Annotated in this window: 16 protein-coding genes; 3 read left to right on the top strand and 13 right to left on the bottom strand. The window is 71.5% G+C overall.

What is annotated here, in order from left to right:
- Window positions 1-83 precede the first annotated feature (83 nt).
- Window positions 84-2,267 carry an MMPL family transporter gene (locus PKF00_RS20850; RefSeq protein ID WP_271219259.1) on the top strand — a complete coding sequence of 728 codons (2,184 nt, stop codon included), beginning with the start codon at window positions 84-86 and terminating at the stop codon, window positions 2,265-2,267.
- Window positions 2,268-2,402: 135 nt separating this feature from the next.
- Window positions 2,403-3,974 carry a serine/threonine-protein kinase gene (locus PKF00_RS20845; protein WP_271219258.1) on the top strand — a complete coding sequence of 524 codons (1,572 nt, stop codon included), beginning with the start codon at window positions 2,403-2,405 and terminating at the stop codon, window positions 3,972-3,974.
- An 85-nt stretch (window positions 3,975-4,059) separates the two neighbouring features.
- Here PKF00_RS20845 and PKF00_RS20840 read toward each other — a convergent pair whose 3' ends face one another.
- Genes PKF00_RS20840 through PKF00_RS20830 form a run of 3 tightly spaced genes read right to left on the bottom strand, consistent with a single transcriptional unit; the run spans window position 4,060 to window position 6,075 of the window.
- Window positions 4,060-4,992: an RluA family pseudouridine synthase gene (locus PKF00_RS20840; protein WP_271219257.1), complete on the bottom strand. Its 933-nt coding sequence runs from the start codon at window positions 4,990-4,992 to the stop codon at window positions 4,060-4,062.
- Window positions 4,985-5,692, bottom strand: a complete 708-nt coding sequence (gene lspA / locus PKF00_RS20835) for a signal peptidase II (protein ID WP_271219256.1) — start codon at window positions 5,690-5,692, stop codon at window positions 4,985-4,987. The genes PKF00_RS20840 and lspA overlap by 8 nt, the downstream gene beginning before the upstream one ends.
- Complete coding sequence (locus PKF00_RS20830) at window positions 5,656-6,075, bottom strand: TraR/DksA family transcriptional regulator (RefSeq protein ID WP_271219255.1); 420 nt, start codon at window positions 6,073-6,075, stop codon at window positions 5,656-5,658. Before PKF00_RS20830 ends, lspA begins: the two co-directional genes overlap by 37 nt.
- A gap of 463 nt (window positions 6,076-6,538) precedes the next feature.
- Here PKF00_RS20830 and ileS point away from each other — a divergent pair, with 463 nt between their 5' ends.
- Window positions 6,539-9,703 (top strand): isoleucine--tRNA ligase, encoded by a 3,165-nt coding sequence (gene ileS, locus PKF00_RS20825; RefSeq protein WP_271219254.1) that lies wholly within the window; start codon window positions 6,539-6,541, stop codon window positions 9,701-9,703.
- A 79-nt stretch (window positions 9,704-9,782) separates the two neighbouring features.
- Here ileS and PKF00_RS20820 read toward each other — a convergent pair whose 3' ends face one another.
- The 10 genes from PKF00_RS20820 to murC form a co-directional block, all read right to left on the bottom strand.
- The gene (locus PKF00_RS20820; RefSeq protein WP_271219253.1) at window positions 9,783-10,004 is read right to left on the bottom strand and encodes a helix-turn-helix domain-containing protein; all 222 of its coding nucleotides are present in this window, start codon (window positions 10,002-10,004) and stop codon (window positions 9,783-9,785) included.
- Window positions 10,004-10,501: a DUF2975 domain-containing protein gene (locus PKF00_RS20815; protein WP_271219252.1), complete on the bottom strand. Its 498-nt coding sequence runs from the start codon at window positions 10,499-10,501 to the stop codon at window positions 10,004-10,006. The genes PKF00_RS20820 and PKF00_RS20815 overlap by 1 nt, the downstream gene beginning before the upstream one ends.
- A gap of 325 nt (window positions 10,502-10,826) precedes the next feature.
- Window positions 10,827-12,488 carry a hypothetical protein gene (locus PKF00_RS20810; protein WP_271219251.1) on the bottom strand — a complete coding sequence of 554 codons (1,662 nt, stop codon included), beginning with the start codon at window positions 12,486-12,488 and terminating at the stop codon, window positions 10,827-10,829.
- Window positions 12,489-12,531: 43 nt separating this feature from the next.
- Window positions 12,532-13,389, bottom strand: coding sequence for a DivIVA domain-containing protein (locus PKF00_RS20805; protein WP_271219250.1), 858 nt, complete (start codon window positions 13,387-13,389; stop codon window positions 12,532-12,534).
- Window positions 13,390-13,437: 48 nt separating this feature from the next.
- Window positions 13,438-13,725, bottom strand: a complete 288-nt coding sequence (locus tag PKF00_RS20800; RefSeq protein WP_271219249.1) for a YggT family protein — start codon at window positions 13,723-13,725, stop codon at window positions 13,438-13,440.
- A gap of 85 nt (window positions 13,726-13,810) precedes the next feature.
- Window positions 13,811-14,314, bottom strand: coding sequence for a cell division protein SepF (locus PKF00_RS20795; protein WP_271219248.1), 504 nt, complete (start codon window positions 14,312-14,314; stop codon window positions 13,811-13,813).
- 120 nt (window positions 14,315-14,434) lie between these two features.
- Window positions 14,435-15,139: a YggS family pyridoxal phosphate-dependent enzyme gene (locus PKF00_RS20790; RefSeq protein ID WP_271219247.1), complete on the bottom strand. Its 705-nt coding sequence runs from the start codon at window positions 15,137-15,139 to the stop codon at window positions 14,435-14,437.
- Window positions 15,140-15,229: 90 nt separating this feature from the next.
- Window positions 15,230-16,645 (bottom strand): cell division protein FtsZ, encoded by a 1,416-nt coding sequence (gene ftsZ, locus PKF00_RS20785; protein WP_271219246.1) that lies wholly within the window; start codon window positions 16,643-16,645, stop codon window positions 15,230-15,232.
- A gap of 225 nt (window positions 16,646-16,870) precedes the next feature.
- Window positions 16,871-17,539 (bottom strand): cell division protein FtsQ/DivIB, encoded by a 669-nt coding sequence (locus PKF00_RS20780; protein WP_271219245.1) that lies wholly within the window; start codon window positions 17,537-17,539, stop codon window positions 16,871-16,873.
- A 55-nt stretch (window positions 17,540-17,594) separates the two neighbouring features.
- On the bottom strand, window positions 17,595-19,001 hold the full coding sequence (gene murC, locus PKF00_RS20775) for a UDP-N-acetylmuramate--L-alanine ligase (protein WP_271219244.1): 1,407 nt from the start codon (window positions 18,999-19,001) through the stop codon (window positions 17,595-17,597).
- Between the last annotated feature and the right edge of the window lie 44 nt (window positions 19,002-19,045).

Below are 19,045 nucleotides of genomic sequence, written 5' to 3'. Positions count from 1 at the left end.
AAGAACCCCGTGAACGAGGATTCACACGCCGCTCTAAGAACGGGCACAGGGCGGTCAAAGATCTTTTTGTTGGACTGACGGGCATGAAGAGACTTTCGGCCTTCGTCCTGCGGCGCAAGGGGCTGGTCGTCCTGCTCGCGCTGCTGGGACTTCTGGCGGGCATGGGCGCGACCCCGATCGCGATCCAGCGCCTCTCGGAGGAGTACTCCCACCCGGGCATGCCCGCCTTCGACGCCAACCGGGAAATCGTCAGGATCTACGGGAACGGCGGTTACCAGCGGCCGTTCGTCCCGGTCGTCGTGTTCCCCGAGGGGACGCGGGCCGAGGACCGGAGACAGGAGCTGGGCCGCGCCTTCGCCGCCGTCTCCGCCAGGCTGCCCACGTCCCGGGTGGTCTCCTACGCCGACACCGGCGACCCCCGGCTGATCGGCTCCGACGGCAGGACCTCCTTCGGGCTGGTCTTCCCCGGCGCCTACTCCGACGGCAGCCCGCCGGGCGGCGGCCTCGGGGAGACCCCGGACGAGGGCCCGGTCATCGTCGAGGCGATGACCCCCGCGCTGCCTCGGGGCACGAGCGTGCGCGTGACGGGCCTGGACACGCTCGCGCCCGGCGTGGACGCGGGCGGCGTCGACGTCCCTGCCAAGATCGGCGTCGGCGTGCTCGCCTCGGTGATCGTCCTGCTGCTGGTGTTCCGCTCGGCGCTGGCCCTAGTGCCGCTCCTCGTCTCGATCATGTCGATCTTCCTGGCGTTCGTCGTCATCCTGCTGCTGACGTTCGCGATGACCGTGCACGACGTGGCGCTCACCACGATGCCCCTGCTGGGGCTGGGCATCGCGGTGGACTACTCGTTGCTGCTGGTGGCCCGCTGGCGCGAGGAGCAGGCGGGCGGGTACCGGGGCGACGAGGCCGTGCACCGGGCGATGGCGGGCGCGGGACGCGCGGTGCTGTTCAGCGGCATGGCGGTCGCGACCGGGCTGGTGACCATGGTGGTGCTTCCGGTGCCGTTCCTGCGCAGCCTGGGCCTGGCCGGAATGGTCATCACGGCGACGAGCGTCGTCTCGACGCTCACCGTGCTGCCGGTGCTGCTCGCGCTGGCCGGGCGGCGTCTGGAGCGCGGGCGCGCCAGTGAGGGCGGTGAGCGGCCCCGCTTCCGTCGCGAGGCGAGGGCGGGAAGGGCCTGGTCGGCGTGGGCGCGCGGGGTGGTGCGGCTGCGCGTGCCCGCCGCGTTGCTCACCGGGGGACTGCTGGTCGCGCTGACGGTGACCGCCCTGGGCGTCGATCTCGGCCTGCCGGAGAGCGGGGACCTGCGCACCTCGGGCCCCGGTCACGAGGGGCTGGCGGCGCTGCGCGAGGCGGGCGTCCCCGTGGGCTCGATCACCCCGTTCGACGTGCTGGTCACCGGGGACCCCGGCCAGGCCGTCCAGCGGCTGAGAGGCGTGGAGGGCGTGTCCACCGTGCTCGCCCCCGACACCCCGTCCTGGCGCCGGGACGGGACCGCCGTCGTCACCGTGCTGCCGATCGCGGAGAACGGCGCCGCGGCGGGCGAGGCCACCGTCTCCCGGGTGCGCGAGGCCGCGCCGTCGAACGCGCGGGTCGGCGGCAACGCGGCGCAGAGCATGGACTTCCAGGAGCGCGCCTACGGGGCGTTCCCCTGGATGCTCGCCCTGATCGCGCTGGTCACGTTCGTGATGCTGGCGCGGGCCTTCCGCTCGCTGCTGCTGCCGCTGAAGGCGATCGTCCTGAACCTGCTCTCGCTGGGTGCGGTGATCGGCGCGATGGTGCTGCTGTGGCAGTTCGGCTGGGGCACCAGGCAGCTGCTGGACATCCAGCCGACCGGGTCGATCGGCGAGTTCGTGCCGCTGACCGTCTTCGCCTTCCTCTATGGCCTGAGCATGGACTACGAGGTGTTCATCCTGGCCAGGATGCGTGAGGAGTACGACAGGTCCGGCAGCACCGAGCACGCGGTCGTCGAGGGCGTCGGCCGTACCGGGCGGCTGGTCACCTCGGCGGCGCTGATCCTGTTCGTCTCCTTCGCCGCGCTGGCCATGACGCCGGAGCTGGACGTGAAGGTGTTCGCCAGCGGCCTGGCGCTGGGCGTCCTCCTGGACGCCACCCTCATCCGGGGCGTCCTGGTCCCGGCGGCGGTCGCGATGATGGGCCGCTGGAACTGGTGGCTGCCCGTCTGGGCCGCGCGACTCCTGCGAACCGAGCCGTCAGCGCCGCGCGACGAGGGCTCCGCGCCCGTCCGGATCCCCGAACCCGCCTGAGCCCGGACGCCGGGCCCCGCGACAGGGGCCGGGGCCGGCACGAGGCTCCGAAAGTTCACCCCAGATGCTGATCATTGCGGCGGTCTGCGTGATTCGTCCTGAATACCGGGACGGATCGGGGGTAGTCGGCAGCCCATGACCGATTCTCAGGGGATCATCGGCACGCGGTACCGGCTGCTGGAGCACATCGGCCGGGGGGGAATGGGCACGGTCTGGCGAGCGAAGGACGAGGTTCTCGGCCGCGACGTCGCGGTCAAGGAGGTCATCCCCTCGCCGGACCTGACGGGCCCCGAGCGTGAGGTGTTCACCCTCAGGACGCTCAGGGAGGCCCGCGCGGCGGGCAGGATCGGCCACCCGGGCGTCGCCACGGTCTACGACGTGATCGAGGAACACGGACGTCCGTGGATCGTCATGCAGCTGGTCGAGTCCAGGACGCTCGGGGCGGTGGTCCGCGAGGACGGGCCGCTGCCTCCGGTCCGGGTGGCGCAGATCGGGCTGGAGGTGCTCGGGGCGCTGGTCGCCGCCCACAACGCGGGAGTGCTGCACCGCGACGTCAAACCGGACAACGTGCTGCTCGCCAGGGACGGCAGGGCCGTGCTGACCGACTTCGGCATCGCGGTGCTGGAAGGCGACTCGTCGGTGACCAGGACCGGCGCCCTCATCGGCACCCCGGCGTTCATCGCGCCGGAGCGCGCGGGCGGAGGGCCCGCGGAGTTCGCCTCCGACCTGTGGTCGCTCGGCGTGACGCTCTACGTGGCGGTCGAGGGCCGCTCGCCCTTCGAGCGCGCCCACCCGCTGGCGACGCTCAGCGCGGTCATGCACGAGGAGCCCGCCCCCCTCAGGCACGCCGGGTCCCTGGGACCGGTGATCTACGGCCTGCTCCGCAAGGACCCCGCCCAGCGCATGTCCGCCCAGGACGTGCAGATCCACCTGCGCTCCATCGTGAACGGGACCGCCCCCCAGGCCACCATGCCGATCGACCTGCCCGTCCCCGTCCCCGTGCCGGTGACCGGCCAGGTCGCGGAGCAGATCGCCGGGCAGGTCCCGGGGCGGGGGACCGCACCCGGGACGCCGCCCGTCGCGGCGGCGCCTGCCGGCGGCGAGGACGCCGCGGCCGTCCCCGGCGCGCGGCGGCGACGCCCGGCCGCGCTGGCCAGGGTCGCCGCGGCGCTCGCGGTCGCCATGACCGCGGGCGGGGCGGCCTGGGTCGCGCTGAACTCCTCCCCCGGCGTCTCCGGGGAGCCGTCGACCTCGGCGAGCACCCCCGCGGGGAACGGCTCACCCCGGACGAGGCCCGAGCAGGCCAGGCTGCCCACGAAGAAGAAGCCCGCGCCCACGGAGACCGAGCGGGAACCCGCCGCTCCCCCGGTGACCCCGGACGAGCCGCAGAGCGAGCCTCCGCCGTCGACGAGCGAGCCCTCCGAGGCTCCCCCGAAGAAGGGCCCGGAGAAGGACTCCAAGGACCCCGAGAAGGACTCCGGCAAGGATCAGAAGCCGGATTCCGACAAGAAAGACGACAAGGGCAAGGGCAAGGGCGGCGGCAAGGGGCAGGAGAACGAGGACGGCGCGGACTCGGGCAACGGCGAGAGCGGCTCGGAGCCCGAGCAGGGGGACGAGCAGAGCGCGGGCGAGCAGGACCAGGGGGACCAGCCGTTCGGCGAGGTCGACCCCGGGGCCGCGCTGGAGACCCTCGCGAAGGTCTCCTGATCCCGGCCGGAGGCCGGTCCGCCTCAGAGCCCGGCCGCCCGCCTTCGCCTCCGCGGCGGGTGTCAGGAGGCCGTCGTGACGGCCGTCACCAGGACTCCTCGCCGACGACCTTCAGGGCGTGGGCGAGGTCGTCGGGATAGTCGGTGGTGAAGCCGACCCACTCGCCCGTCGTCGGATGCTCGAACGCCAGGGAGACGGCGTGCAGCCACTGCCGGGCGACGCCCAGGCGCGCGGCCAGCGTCGGGTCGGCGCCGTACATCATGTCGCCGACGCACGGGTGGCGCAGCGCCGACATGTGGACCCGGATCTGGTGGGTCCTGCCGGTCTCCAGCTTGATGTCCAGCAGCGACGCGGCGCGGAACGCCTCGATCGTGTCGTAGTGGGTGACCGACTCCTTGCCTCCGGCGACGACCGCGAACCGGCCGTCCCCCGAGGGGTGCCGGTCGATCGGCGCGTCGACCGTGCCGCGCAGCGGGTCGGGGTGGCCCTGGACGAGCGCGTGGTAGCGCTTGTCGACCGTGCGTTCCTTGAAGGCCCGCTTCAGCCGCGAGTAGGCGTGCTCGCTCTTGGCCACGACCATGGCGCCGGTGGTGTTGGCGTCCAGCCGGTGCACGATGCCCTGCCGCTCGGCGGCGCCGCTGGTCGCCACCCTGTGCCCGGTGCCGAGCAGGCCGCCGATCACGGTCGGCCCCGTCCATCCGGTGGTCGGGTGGGCGGCCACGCCGATGGGCTTGTTGACGACGACGATGTCGTCGTCCTCGTAGACGATCGTCATGCCGGGGACCGGTTCCGCCACCGGCGTCGGCGCGGCCGGCGGCGGGGGGAGGGTGACGTCGAGCCACGCGCCCGCGTGGACCCGGTCCGACTTGGCGGCCGGCGAGCCGTCGACCAGCACGTCGCCGTCGACGATCAGCTCGGCCGCACGGGTGCGCGAGAAGCCGAACAGCCGGGACAGGGCCGCGTCGAGACGCTCGCCCTCCAGCCCGTCGGGGACCGGGAGACTCCGCTGTTCAGCCATCACTCTTGCTCTCTGTCCCGTTCTCCGCGTCGCTCTTCGCGGTGCTCTCCGTGGCGTTCTGTGTGGTGTTCTGTCCGGTGTCGCGCGTGCCGTCGATCTGGTACCCCCGCCAGGCGAGGAAGACGGCCAGGATGCCCCCGCAGACGATGGCCGAGTCGGCGACGTTGAAGACCGGGAAGTGGCCGGGGAAGGCCTCGACGAAGTCGACCACGTGCCCCTGGAGTCCTCCGGGCGCGCGGAAGAGCCGGTCGGTCAGGTTGCCGAGCGCCCCGCCGAGCATCAGGCCGAGCGTGACGGCCCACGGCAGGCTGCGCAGGTTGCGCGCGGTGCGCAGGATGGCGACCACGACGCCGCTCGCGATGATCGTGAAGACGATGGTCATGCCGGTGCCGATGCTGAAGGCGGCCCCCGCGTTGAAGATCACCCGGAACTGGAGCAGATCGGGGATCAGGACGAACGGCTCCCTGCCCTCGAGCGTCCTCAGCACGATGGTCTTCGTCAGCAGGTCGAGGCCGTAGACGACCACCGCGAGGGTCGCCAGCACGGCCAGCCTGCGGGCCCGCCTAGGGACCGCTCGCGAGCCCTCGGCGCCGCCCCCGTCAGCGACGGCGTCGGCGCCGGCGCCGGCGATCCCCTCGCCGACGCCGTCGGCCGCGCCGCCGGTCAGCGGCGCTCCTCCCGCTGCTTGCAGACCACGCACAGCGTCGCCCTCGGGAACGCCTGAAGGCGCTCCTTTCCGATCGGCTTGTGGCACGATTCGCACACTCCGTAAGTCCCCGCGTCGATCCGGGCGATCGCTCGCTCGTTCTGCGCGACCAGATCGCGCGCATTCAGGGTAAGGGCGATCTCACGTTCCCGCTCATACGTCCTGGCGCCCGCGTCCGCCTGGTCGTCTCCGGCTCCGTCGGTGACGTCGCTCGAGGCTATCTCGCTCTCGGCCCTGACGATCTCCCGGTTCAGCTCCTCGATCTCCGCGGCCAGCCGCCCGCGGACCTCCGCGAGTTCCTCGGCCGACCAGGTGACGGCGCTCCCGTTCTCCGACGGTGCCACCGCGCTCTCGTCCGCGCGTACAGTCGCGGCCATGGCGGCCTCCTTGCTCGATCGGACCGTCTCCAATGTGGTAAACGGTGCGGGCAGCTTAGGTCTCCCATAACAGAACGGCAAACGACCCGCCGTGATGTTTACCACTCCCGTAACATCCGGCCCCCTCCTCCGGATTCCACCTCCGACCTCGACGTACGGAAGATATTCGGGAAGTTTCGCGCGGGTGTGTGCGTTATGGTGTGAGCCTGCAAGGCGTTGATGGGGACGACTACCTCCGAGCCCCTCGCGTGAGCGACCCGGGGACGGTGCGAGCCCGGGGCGATGCCCGGAGGGAAAATCACCCCTGAGCCGCCGGAAGAACGGTCGCGGTGACCCAGTAGAACCGGCAGCAGAGCCAAAGGAAGAGGGCCTTCTCCCGAAGGCCAAGGAGGGTGGTACCGCGGGGCCCATGGCCTCGTCCCTCCACGCCACTGCCAGCACCAGCGTGGAGGTTCCGCCCGTCATGTCCGCCTATTTCCGCTCTCTTCCCGCGCAGGTCGCCCTGCCCGCGCTCGAACACGAGGTGCTCGACCGCTGGCGTGACGGCAAGGTCTTCGAGCGCTCGGTCGAGCAGAACGTCGGCGGGCCCAACTGGGTCTTCTATGAGGGTCCCCCCACCGCGAACGGCATGCCCGGCGTGCACCACGTCGAGGCCCGCGTGTTCAAGGACCTCTTCCCCCGATACCGGTCGATGCGCGGCTACAACGTGCCCCGCAAGGCGGGCTGGGACTGTCACGGCCTGCCGGTCGAGGTCAGCGTCGAGAAAGAGCTCGGCCTCTCCGGCAAGAAGGACATCGAGGCGTACGGCATCGCCGAGTTCAACGCCAGGTGCCGCGAGTCGGTGCTGCGGCACGTGGACGCCTTCGAAGAGATGACCGAGCGGATGGGCTACTGGATCGACCTGTCCCAGGCCTACCGCACGATGGACCCGTCCTACGTGGAGTCCGTCTGGTGGTCGCTGAAGGTCATCTTCGACAAGGACCTCCTCACCCGCGACTTCCGGATCACGCCCTACTGCCCGCGCTGCGGCACCGGTCTGTCCGACCACGAGCTGGGCCAGCCCGGCGGCTACGAGACCGTCACCAGCCCGTCGGTCTACGTCCGCATGCCCGCCGTCTCCGGGCCGCTGGCCGACCTCGGCGCCTCGCTGCTGATCTGGACCACCACCCCCTGGACGCTGGTGTCCAACACGGCGGTCGCCGTGCACCCCGACGTGACCTACGTCGCGGCCCGCCCCGCCGGGTCGGAGGAGGTGCTGGTGGTCGCCGAGCCGCTGCTCGCCTCCGCCCTGGGCGAGGGCGCCGAGGTGCTGGCCTCCTTCCGGGGCTCCGAGCTCGAGCACACCGCCTACTCGCGCCCCTTCGACCTGGTCGACATCCCCGGCGCGCACTACGTGGTGCTCGGCCACTACGTCACCACCGAGGACGGCACGGGCCTGGTGCACCAGGCTCCCGCCTTCGGCGCCGACGACATGACCACCTGCAAGCGGTACGGCCTGCCGGTGGTCAACCCGATCGGGCCCGACGGGCGCTTCCTCGACAGCGTCCCCCAGGTCGGCGGCCAGTTCTTCAAGGACGCCGACGAGGGCCTGACCGCGGACCTGCGGGCGCGCGGCCTGCTGTACCGGGGCGGCCACTTCGACCACAGCTATCCGCACTGCTGGCGCTGCCACACCGCGCTGCTCTACTACGCGCTGCCCGCGTGGTACATCCGCACCACCGCGATCAAGGACCGGCTCCTCGCTGAGAACGAGAAGACCAACTGGTACCCCGGGACGATCAAGTGGGGCCGGTTCGGCGAGTGGCTGCGCAACAACGTCGACTGGTCGCTGTCCCGGTCGCGCTACTGGGGCACGCCGCTGCCGCTGTGGGTCTGCTCGGCCGACGACTCGCACATCACCTGCGTCGGCTCGCTCGAGGAGCTCGGCAGGCTGTCGGGGCAGGACGTCTCCGCCCTCGACCCGCACCGCCCCTACGTGGACGACGTCACCCTGCCCTGCCCCACCTGCGGCGCCGAGGCCCGCAGGGTGCCCGACGTGATCGACGCCTGGTACGACTCGGGCTCGATGCCCTTCGCCCAGTGGGGCGCGCCGCACCAGAACGCGGAGATGCTCCAGGAGGCCTACCCCGCGCAGTTCATCTGCGAGGCCACCGACCAGACGCGCGGCTGGTTCTACTCGCTGATGGCGGTCGGCACGCTGGTCTTCGACAGGTCCTCCTACGAGAACGTGCTCTGCCTGGGCCTGATCCTCGCCGAGGACGGCCGCAAGATGAGCAAGCACCTGGGCAACGTGCTGCAGCCGATCCCGCTGATGGAGCAGCACGGCGCCGACGCGCTGCGCTGGTACATGGCCTGCTCCGGCTCGCCGTGGGCGGCCCGCCGGGTCGGGCACGCGGCCATCGAGGAGATCGTCCGCAAGGTCCTGCTGACCTACTGGAACACCGCGTCGTTCTTCACCCTCTACGCCAACGCCGAGTCGTGGTCGCCGTCCCGGCTCTCCGAGGCCCCCGCGTACGGCGAGCGCCCGCTGATCGACCGCTGGGCGCTGGCCGAGCTGCACCGCACCGTGGCCGAGGTCACCGCCGCGATGGAGGACTACGACACCGCCAGGGTCGGGCGGCGTCTGGCCGACTTCCTCGACGACCTGTCCAACTGGTACGTGCGTCGCTCGCGCCGCAGGTTCTGGTCCGGTGACTCCTCCGCGTTCGCCACGCTGTACGAGTGCCTGGAGACGGTCACCCGCCTGATGGCGCCGGTGACGCCGTTCGTCACCGACTACGTCTGGGACGTCCTGCGCGACACCGACGCGCCCTCCTCGGTGCACCTGGCGAGCTGGCCCTCGGTGACCGAGGAGCTGCTGGACGAGACGCTGTCGGAGCAGATGGCGCTGGTCCGCCGCCTGGTCGAGCTCGGCCGCTCCGCCCGCGCCTCAAGCGGGGTGAAGACCCGCCAGCCGCTCGGCCGCGCCCTGGTCGGCGCCCGCGGCTGGAGCGCACTCTCCCAGGAGCTGCGCGACCTGATCGCCGACGAGCTGAACGTGCAGGGCCTGGAGGACCTGGGCGGCATCGAGGCCGACCTGGTCTCCTTCACGGTCAAGCCCAACTTCCGGGCGCTGGGCAAGCGGTTCGGCTCGCAGACCAAGCTGGTCGCGGCGGCCGTCACCTCGGCCGACGCCGCGGTGCTGGCCCGCGTGCTCCGCTCGGGCTCGGCGGTCTCGGTGGACGCGGGCGAGCTGGGCACGGTCGAGCTGACGGCCGAGGAGGTGATCGTCACCGAGCAGCCGAAGTCCGGCTGGGCGGTGGAGACCGGGGCGATCGACACCGGGACCGGGGAGACGGTCGCGCTCGACCTGACGATCACCGACGAGCTGCGCCGCTCCGGCCTGATCCGCGACGTCATCCGCCTGCTCCAGGACGCCCGCAAGTCCACGGGGCTGTCCATCTCCGACCGGATCGACGTGTGGTGGTCGGCCGCCGACGCCGACCTGGCCGAGGCCCTGCGCACCCAGGGCGGCACGGTGGCCGACGAGGTCCTCGCCGTCTCCCTCACCGAGGGCGACGCCGACGGCCTGCCCGTCCACCGGGACGCCGACCTCGGCCTGACCTTCCAGCTCCGCCGCGCCGGCTAGGAGCCGCCTCGGCCAGGGCTTGTGGCTCGCCGTACCGGACGACCGCGCACCTCCGTCGTGCGCGCCGGTACGGCGGGCCTCAGCCGTCCGCGGCGTCCTCGGTCTCCCAGCGCAGCAGGTCTCCGGGCTGGCACTCGAGCGCCTCGCAGAGCGCGGCGAGCGTCGTGAAGCGCACCGCCTTGGCGCGGCCGTTCTTGAGCACCGCCAGGTTGGCGGGCGTGATCCCGACGCGCTCCGCGAGCTCGCCCACGGACATCTTCCGCTTGGCCAGCATCACGTCGATGTCGACGGCGATCGGCATCAGATCACCTCTTCCAGCTCGGCCTGCATCTGCGCCGCCTCGATGTCGCGCGCGACGGCCTGGGCGAGCAGCATCCGCAGCACGAGCACGACGAGCGCGACCCCCAGGACCGCCACGGCGGCCCCGCAGATCAGCAGGACGATGCCCGGGGGGACGGCCTCTCCCGGCGCAAGGAGGACCGCGAACGCGAAGACCAGGAGGGCGGCCGCCACGACCGCGCCGATCACGATGTGCACGTACCTGAAGGCGGCGTGGGAGAACACGGTTCCGAGCCGCACCATCGTCACCAGCCGCCACACGCAGACCAGGACGACCTGGGCCGTCACGACGCCCAGCACCGTGATCGCCAGGAACGGGGTGCGCAGGTAGGCGTAGTCCGGGCTGAGCTCCTCCATGTCGGTGGCCAGCAGGGGCACCATCACTGTCTGCACGAACACCGATCCTGCGAGCAGCGCCACGATCACGGCGCGCAGCGCGAGCACTGTCAGTTTTCCCATCGTCTCTCCCTCAATCGACCAGCGATGGAAATCTATCGACAATCGATAGATGCGGCAAGAGGTCACACAGGCCGACGCGGTGAGACTCCTGTACGGATTCGCAGGCTGACGCTCCGGAGTCCGCCTTCAGAGATCGTCGAACAACGGGGTCACCACGGGTGAGTGGGACCCGGCGTCGACGCGACACGGCCGGACGCCGCTTCGAGCGGTTCGAAGGCGTCCGGGGCGTCGCCCCCGACATGACACGACCGCCGCCTCCCACGAGGCGGCGGTCGCACTCACGTCGTCCCCGCCTCCGGGCGGGAGATCCGTTCGGAGACGGAGCCTAGCTGCCGGGCCTGCAGACCGAGCAGCTGCGCATGCCCGCCTTCTCCGCCTCGGCCAGAGGCATGCTCTCCAGACCGCTGCCCTCGAGCCCCTTGATGGCGTCGAGGCCCTTGATCAGGGGACAGTCCGGGCTGTGGAAGCGGCGGGTGCCCGAGATGATCCTGACCGTCTCCGAGCCGCCGGCGGGCTGGTCCTTGACGGCCGGGATGCCGCGCGGGTTGGTCTCTGCTCCCTCGTCGTCGCCGTCCGAGGGCTTCTTCGCCGCGGAGGGAGCGGGCCTGTCGCCCGAGGGGGCCGGCCGTGCGGGGTTCGCGGAGGTGGAGCCGACCGGCGCCGGTCGCCCGGCGCGCCCGGGTCCGGTCTCGGCCGACTCCACCGGCTCCGCGGTCCGGGCAGGTTCGGCGGCGGGCCCCGCGGGGGCCGCCTGCTTCGCCGAGGACGGCGCAGGGGTCTTCTGCCCGGCGGGGGCGTCGGCCCGGGGGTCCGCGTCGCTTCCCGGCTTCGTCTCCGGGCGGGCGTCGCCGGTCCGGGGTCCGGCCTCGGCGGGTTCGTCCACGGTCGCCGGGGAAGCGGCCTTGACCGGCTTGACCGGCTTGTCCGGGGACTCCTCCGGTGCGGCTCCCGCGGCGGCCCGCTCCTTCGCGGAGGGCTCGGCCCCCGGCTGCGCGGGTTCGCCTCCTGAGGCGAGAGATGCGGCCAGGTCGCGGCTGAACCAGCTGGTGGCGTTGGCGTCGGCCGGGGTCTCCGGTTCGGGGACCGGGAACCTGACCGGGAAGGCGGTGGCGGGCTCCGCCGCGCGGAGCGGCGGGGTGGTCGCCCGTCCGGCCGGCGACTGCTCATTCCCCCGGGGGCGGGACTGCTCGCCGGGAGCGGGGGAACCCTGGACGTAGGGCCGGGTCACCGGGGCGTCCTGGTCGCCCGGCGCGGTGACGGGCGCGTAGGGCGAGGCGAACCGGGCGGTGGGCTCCTGGACGCCGGACTCGCCGGCGTCGCCCGAGCCGCTCTCACCCGGGCGGGAGGGGCCTGGCTCCTGGGAGGCCGTACGGGGAAGGCCCGGTCCCTGAGGGGAGGGGACGGCGGGCTCCTGGGCCTCCGGGGAGGCGCTCTGCTGGATCCCCGCGGTGAACTCGGGCAGGCACGTGGTGCAGGGCGTGAAGCCCTCCTCCCGTGCCTCCTCGTGAGTGAGTTCCTCATGATCCCGGCCTGCCAGCTGGCGGCAGCCCGCGACGTGGTAGCGCTTACGCCCCGGGATCACCAGGACGATCGCCTCGTCGTCCAGGGGACCCCGCCTCGCGGCGGGAACCGGCCCGGACGGCCCGGCCTCCGGACGGCCCAGCGGAGGCTGGGGCGCGACGGGGGCCGTCTGCCGCACACCGTAGGGCGCCGTCGTCTGCGGCGCCTGGGCGGCGGGAGGCTGGTTCTGCGTCGTGGGCGGCCCCTGGGGAACCGGCCCCTTCTGCGGGAACGGCGGAGCTGCCCCGGCGCGTCCGCCGCCGGGGAACAACTCGTGGCGGCGCAACAACGCCCCGATCACCAGGAAGACCGCGGACAGCACACTGACCGCGATCGACCACATGACCAGAAACGGTTTGGCCAGCACGAATCCCGCGATGAGCAGAACGATGGCCGTGAGCACCAAACCAGCGCTGATAAGGATCACAGAGGAACTCCCGGATACGGGTCAGAGGGAATGACCCGACACCCTAGCGGCGGTCGTTGTGCGGACCGTCCACACCCTGGAAGGCGCCCGAGTGCTGCGTGGGCTCGCCGCCGAACGGGTTGGCCGCGCCCTGGATGGACGGCTGCGGGCCGGGAGCCACCGCGTGGGACATGGCCGGGGGCCCGCCGACGATCGGGAACCCACCGCTGCTCTCGGCGGCGACGGTCAGCTCGGCGAGCTGGTTCTCCAGGTACAGCTTCAGGCGGCTGCGGTACTCCCGCTCGAAGCTGCGCAGCTCCTCGACCTTGCGCTCAAGCTCGTCACGGGTCTGCACCAGCGATCCCATGGCCTGCCTGTGGCGCTCCTGCGCGTCGCGCTCGAGCGTCTCGGCGCGGGCGCGGGCGTCGCCGATGACCTGCTCGGCCTGGCGGCGTGCCTTGCCGAGGATGTCGTCGGCCTCGCGACGGGCCCGGGTCACCGTCTCGTCCGCCTCCCGGCGGGCGTCGGCGATCGCCTGGTCGGCCGTCTGCTGGGCGAGGGCGAGCACGCGGGCCGCGGTGTCCATGTTGTCCTCGGCCGGGGGCATGCCCATCCCGACGGGAACGGGCTGCTGGTGCTGCACCGGCTCGGGGGGCCTGATCGGCTCGGGCTGCTGCATCATCATCTCGGGCTTGGGCTCGGCCACGGGGGCGGGCGCCATGGCCATGCCCATTCCGCCGGGCACCTTGCCCCGCAGGCACTCCGCCAGTTTGGCGCGGAGCTCCTCGTTCTCCTGGATGAGACGGTCGAGTTCGGACTCGACCTCGTCGAGGAAGGCGTCTACCTCTTCCTCGTCGTAACCCGGCCTCAGCCGGGTCGTACTGAATTGCTTGTTCCGCACATCAGCGGGCGTCAGCGGCATTTCGGTCTCCTTGGCGCGCTTGGAGTCTGTCCGGAGGACGGTACCCGATCAACGAAGCGCGGACACGAGTTGGATCAAGACCAAGACCCCAATGAACAGCATGGTGAAGCTTAGGTCAAAGGCCACCGTACCCAACCGGAGTGGCGGAATGAAACGGCGGAGGAACTTGAGAGGTGGGTCGGTCAGCGTGTATACGACCTCCGCCAGAACCAGGACGACCCCGGTGGGACGCCACTGGCGCGCGAACGACTGCACCATCTCAAAGATCATTCTGCCGATCAGCAGAACGAGGTAGAGGGACAGGACGGCGACCAAGATCTCGCTAACGATCCCCACGGCCTGGGCCCGCCTCCACTCTTCCGTTCCGCCGTCCCCGGTCCCTTCGGGACCCGTTCGGCCGGTCACTGTTCATGGTGGAACTCTAGCTCTGGTTGAAGAATCCGCGTTCCGCGATTCGAGCCTTGTCCTCGGCGGTCACCTCGACATTGGCAGGGGACAACAGGAACACCTTGTTGGTAACACGTTCAATGCTGCCATGTAGGCCAAAGACAAGACCTGCCGCGAAATCCACAAGCCGCTTCGCGTCGCTGTCAACCATCTCGGTCAGGTTCATGATGACGGGCGTCCCGTCGCGGAAGTGTTCGCCGATTGTGCGCGCCTCGTTGTAGGTGCGGGGATGAAGCGTGGTGATACGCGCCAGATCGGTCGTACGACGCTCCAGAACGGCCGTCGCGGGCCGGGGAGCGGGGACTCCGGTCTCGGTGTCGTCCTCGCGGTCGTGGACCGTGCCAGGCCGCTCGTCGCCGGCTCTCCGCGAGTCCTCGAACTCGTCGTACTCGTCGTCGGAATAGCTGTCGTATCTCTCGTAGCGGTCGTCCTCCACAAGACCGAGGTAGACCGCCATCTTGCGCATCGCGCCGGCCATCGCTACTTCTTCCTCCGCCTTACTTCGATCTGCCTGGGGCGGCAGCCGCACCCCCTTGGAGCTCACCACCGATCGACCTCTATCTGGATACGCGGACGCCAAGGTCCACTTGAAGGGACATTACCTGACGAAGGGCTTTCTACGACCGAGCAACGCCGTACCGACACGCAGGTGTGTCGCGCCGTTCGCGACGGCCTCGGACAGATCACCGCTCATCCCCGCGGAGATGACGTCGGCGCCGGGGTGGTCCGCCCGCACGGCCTGTGCGATCTCCCACAACCTCGCGAAGGCCCTGCCCGGCTCCTCGCCCAGCGGCGCCACGGCCATCACCCCGCCGAACCGCAGCCCGTCGGCCGCGGCGAGGGCGTCGGCCAGCGCCGCCACCTCCACCGGCCTGGCGCCGCCCCGGCCCGGATCGTCGTCCAGGGCCACCTGCACCAGACATGTGACCTCCCTGCCCGCTCGCACCGCCTCGTGGCTGAGCGCGCTCACCAGACGCGGCCGGTCGACCGAGTGGACGACGTCCGCGTACCCGACCACGGAACGGGCCTTGTTGGTCTGCAGCTGGCCGACGAAGTGCCAGGTGAGATCCAGGTCCGCGCATTCACGTGCCTTGACGGAGGCTTCCTGGTCCCGGTTCTCCCCCACGTCCCTCACCCCCAGCGCGGCCAGCAGCCGCACGTCGGAGGCGGGATAGGTCTTGCTCACCGCGACGAGCGTCAGCTCCTCGCGGGCACGGCCCGCGGCCCGGCAGGCCTGGGCGATGGTCGCCTCGACCTCGGCCAGGCCGGCCGCGATCTCATCACGTCGTGTTGTCTCCGTCACGTCTCCGCCGCTCGAACACTGGAAAACCGGCGAAGCCCATTCTTCCTGTCACGACCGGGTGGTCCGTCTCCTGCCCGGCCGTGAGCAATGTCACTTCAGGAAGTCCGGAACGTCGAGCTCTTCTTCCTGCTCCTCGAAGATCACCGGACGACGCCTCGCGGGGTCGGAGACCCTCGCGGAGATGGGCGTCGGCTGGGGCGGCTCGGGCGCGGGCCGCGGGATCGACACCGGGGGAACCGGGGGCTCCTCGGCGCGGTGCGGCTCGGCGTGCTCCACCGGAAGGTGGACGGGCGGAGCGGGCTGCACCGGGTGGATCTGCTGGACCGGCTGCGGCGCGGGCGGGGGCGGCGTCTCCGCGACGGGGAGGGGCGGCGGCGCGTTGACCACCGGCCTGACCGGCACGGGAGGCTGCTCGGCCCTCGGCTCGGGCCGGGGCTCGGCCTTCACCGTGGGCGCGGGCGGGCGCACCTGCGCGCCGACCGAGGGAGGCGGCGCCACGGGGCGCGCCGCGGGCTGCTGACGCGGCGCGGGCTGTGCCGCCGCCGCCTTGTTCTCGGCCACCGGCTCGTCGAACCCCGCCGCGATCACGGTGACGCGCACCTCGTCGCCCAGCGCGTCGTCGATGACCGTGCCGAAGATGATGTTGGCGTCCGGCGCGGCGGCGTTCGAGACCAGCTGGGCGGCCTCGTTGATCTCGAACAGGCCGAGGTCGGAGCCGCCGGCGATCGACAGCAGCACGCCGTGCGCGCCGTCGATGCTGGCCTCCAGCAGCGGGCTGGAGACGGCCATCTCGGCCGCCGCGACCGACCGGTCGTCGCCGCGCGCGTGGCCGATGCCCATGAGCGCCGAACCCGCACCCGACATGACCGACTTCACGTCGGCGAAGTCGAGGTTGATCAGACCGGGCGTGGTGATGAGGTCGGTGATGCCCTGGACACCGGAGAGCAGCACCTGGTCGGCCGCCTTGAAGGCGTCCAGCACGCTCACCTGCCGGTCGGAGATCGACAGCAGCCGGTCGTTGGGGATCACGATGAGGGTGTCGACCTCCTCGCGGAGCGTCTCGATCCCCGCCTCCGCCTGCATCGCGCGGCGCCTGCCCTCGAAGCTGAAGGGCCGGGTCACCACGCCGATGGTCAGGGCGCCGAGGGAGCGCGCGATGTTGGCCACCACGGGGGCGCCGCCCGTGCCCGTGCCACCGCCCTCTCCCGCGGTGACGAACACCATGTCGGCGCCCTTGATGACCTCTTCGATCTCCTCACGGTGGTCCTCTGCCGCCTTGCGTCCGACTTCGGGGTTGGCCCCCGCGCCGAGGCCGCGCGTGAGCTCACGTCCGACGTCGAGCTTGACGTCGGCGTCACTCATCAGCAGCGCCTGGGCGTCGGTATTGATGGCGATGAACTCGACGCCCTTGAGTCCCTCCTCGATCATCCGGTTGACGGCGTTGACTCCGCCTCCGCCGATTCCAACAACCTTGATGACCGCGAGGTAGTTCTGCGGTGCTGCCACGACGAGGGGCCTTTCCGCTCGTTGACTTGCAATTTCATGCGGCACGGGGCCCGTGCCGTCGTTTCCAAAACTCTCACCCTCAAGTTGAGATTTAGATTTATGTCAACCTGAGGAGTGATACGGACAGTAGGAGTTGCGCTCCAGGTGGGTCAACTAACCGCGCCGCAAGCGTGCCCGGCGTGTCGCGGGCCGTCCTTTTCCGCGAACCCGTGCGAGGCGACGAGATCACTTCACCGTCACGACGTCGGGTGAGCTCACGTCATAACTGTCGGCCGGGCGTTTCAGCAGCGTGGTGAGGATGCGCGCCTTGTCGGCCGGGCGGTCGGGACCGCCCCACACGACCGCGCGGCCGTCCTTCAGACGCAACGAGACGGTTTCCGGGGAGGGGGCGAGCACCTCCGCGATCCGCGGGACCAGATTCGGCGGCAGCGCGCCGATGACGGCCAGCGCGGCCTCGGTCGCCGGGTCCCCCGTCTGCGGGCGGTCCACCCGGAGCACGGGAAGGGTCGGCGGCGCGACGGTCTCGACCTCGGTCACCACTCCGTGACGGTCGACGACCGCGAACTTCCCGCCTATCGGGATCACGGCCACCGGTTCGCGCTCGGCCACCTTCACCACCAGCGTGCCCGGCCAGCCCCGGCTGACGGCGACCGACTCGATCTGCCTGATCCCCTTGAGGCGGTTCTCGACCTCGGTCACGTCGACGGTGGCCAGCGGCGTGCCGTCGGCCACCCCCGCCGCCTGCCGGATCTGCTGGGCGGGGATGGCCAGGTTGCCGACCACCTGGATGTCCCGCACCCCCAGCACCGAGGAGAAGAACACCAGCCAGGCGGCGGTGCCGACGACCCCCACGGTGAGCAACGCCAGGAAGGCGGGCCTCCACAGCCCGTTCATCGCCCCACCCCGTCCGGCGGCCCTGACGCCCGCGCCCGGCGTCTCCTGGCGTGGGTCACCGCGCGGCCAGCTCCGCCACGATCAGGGGACCCAGCTCGGTCACGTCGCCCGCGCCCATCGTGAGCACGATGTCACCGGGCCTGGCACGCTCGGCGACCAGCGCCGGGACGATCTCACGGCGCGGCGCGTAGGCCACCTGGGCGGCCGGAAGCGGCACCCTGTCCGCCACCAGGGCCCCCGAGACGCCCGGCTCCGGGTCCTCACGCGCGCCGTAGACGTCCAGGACGACGGCCTCGTCCGCCAGGCCGAGCGCGGCGCCGAACTCGTCGGCGAAGAACCTCGTGCGCGAGTAGAGATGGGGCTGGAAGACCGCGATCACCCGCCCCGTGCCGGAGAAGGAGGCGACCACGTCCCGCGCCGCCCGCAGGTCCGCGGCGAGCTCGGTCGGATGGTGGGCGTAGCTGTCGAAGACCGCCACTCCCCCCGACTCCCCCTTGGCCTCGAAGCGCCGCTTCGCCCCGGTGAAGGCCGCGAGGCCGTCGCGTATCTCGTCGAAGGACACGCCCAGCTCCGCCGCCACGGCGATGGCCGCGGTGGCGTTGAGCGCGTTGTGACGGCCCGGGACGGAGAGCCTGACCTCCCCGTGGCCGACGACCGTGAAGGAGACGCCCATGCCGTCGGGGACGATCTCGCTCACCCGCAGGTCGGCGTCCTCGGCCTCGCCGTACGTGATCACCTTCAGGCCGCGCGCGCGGGCGATGGGGACCAGCGCGGCGGAGCCGGGGTCGTCGACGCAGAGCACCATCGACCTCCCCACCCGCTCGACGAACCGCGCGAAGCTGTCGTAGACCGCTCGCGGGTCGCCGTAGTTGTCCAGGTGGTCGGGTTCCACGTTGGTGACCACGGCGATGTCGGGAGCCAGCATGAGGAAGGAGCCGTCGCTCTCGTCCGCCTCCGCGACGAACGCCCCGCCCGCCCCCTCGTCCGCGCCCAGCCCGGTGGTCACCAGCTGGCCGCCGACGCAGTAGGACGGATCGGCGCCGCACTTCTGCAGCGCGACCGTGAGCATCGAGGTCGTGGTGGTCTTGCCATGGGTGCCCGCCAGGGCGATCCCGATCCGGCCCGCCATCACCGAGGCCAGCGCGGCGGCCCGGGGAATCACCCGCAGGCCCTGGCGCAACGCCTCACCCAGCTCGGGGTTGGAGTCGCGGATCGCGGTCGAGACCACCACGGTGTCGACGTTCTTGATGTGCGAGGCGGCGTGGCCGATGTGAATCCTGCCCCCCAGCTCCCGCAGTTCGTTCAGCAGGTCGGAACCGCGCGAGTCGCTGCCGGAGACGGGCACGCCCCGTTTGAGCAGGATCCTGGCGATGCCGGACATCCCGGCGCCGCCGATCCCGATGAAGTGCACCCGCCCGAGCTCCTCAGCCGCGACCGGATCCACCAACTTGACCAAGCTCATCGGTCGCTCACCGCTCCTCATTCGCTACGCGGACGATCTCGTCC

Origin of the sequence: Streptosporangium carneum (genome assembly GCF_027922005.1) — a bacterium.
In the GTDB taxonomy this organism is placed as follows: domain Bacteria; phylum Actinomycetota; class Actinomycetes; order Streptosporangiales; family Streptosporangiaceae; genus Streptosporangium; species Streptosporangium carneum.
The sequence above is the reverse complement of the archived record's forward strand: the minus strand, read 5'-3'. Positions and strand labels throughout refer to the sequence as shown.

Bases quoted from the DNA above. Each gene is read 5' to 3' on its own strand.
- PKF00_RS20850 (WP_271219259.1), top strand. From the start codon at position 84: ATGAAGAGACTTTCGGCCTTCGTCCTGCGGCGCAAGGGGCTGGTCGTC.
- PKF00_RS20845 (WP_271219258.1), top strand. From the start codon at position 2,403: ATGACCGATTCTCAGGGGATCATCGGCACGCGGTACCGGCTGCTGGAG.
- PKF00_RS20840 (WP_271219257.1), bottom strand. From the start codon at position 4,992: ATGGCTGAACAGCGGAGTCTCCCGGTCCCCGACGGGCTGGAGGGCGAG.
- PKF00_RS20830 (WP_271219255.1), bottom strand. From the start codon at position 6,075: ATGGCCGCGACTGTACGCGCGGACGAGAGCGCGGTGGCACCGTCGGAG.
- ileS (WP_271219254.1), top strand. From the start codon at position 6,539: ATGTCCGCCTATTTCCGCTCTCTTCCCGCGCAGGTCGCCCTGCCCGCG.
- PKF00_RS20820 (WP_271219253.1), bottom strand. From the start codon at position 10,004: ATGCCGATCGCCGTCGACATCGACGTGATGCTGGCCAAGCGGAAGATG.
- PKF00_RS20815 (WP_271219252.1), bottom strand. From the start codon at position 10,501: ATGGGAAAACTGACAGTGCTCGCGCTGCGCGCCGTGATCGTGGCGCTG.
- PKF00_RS20805 (WP_271219250.1), bottom strand. From the start codon at position 13,389: ATGCCGCTGACGCCCGCTGATGTGCGGAACAAGCAATTCAGTACGACC.
- PKF00_RS20795 (WP_271219248.1), bottom strand. From the start codon at position 14,314: ATGGCCGGCGCGATGCGCAAGATGGCGGTCTACCTCGGTCTTGTGGAG.
- PKF00_RS20780 (WP_271219245.1), bottom strand. From the start codon at position 17,539: ATGAACGGGCTGTGGAGGCCCGCCTTCCTGGCGTTGCTCACCGTGGGG.
- murC (WP_271219244.1), bottom strand. From the start codon at position 19,001: ATGAGCTTGGTCAAGTTGGTGGATCCGGTCGCGGCTGAGGAGCTCGGG.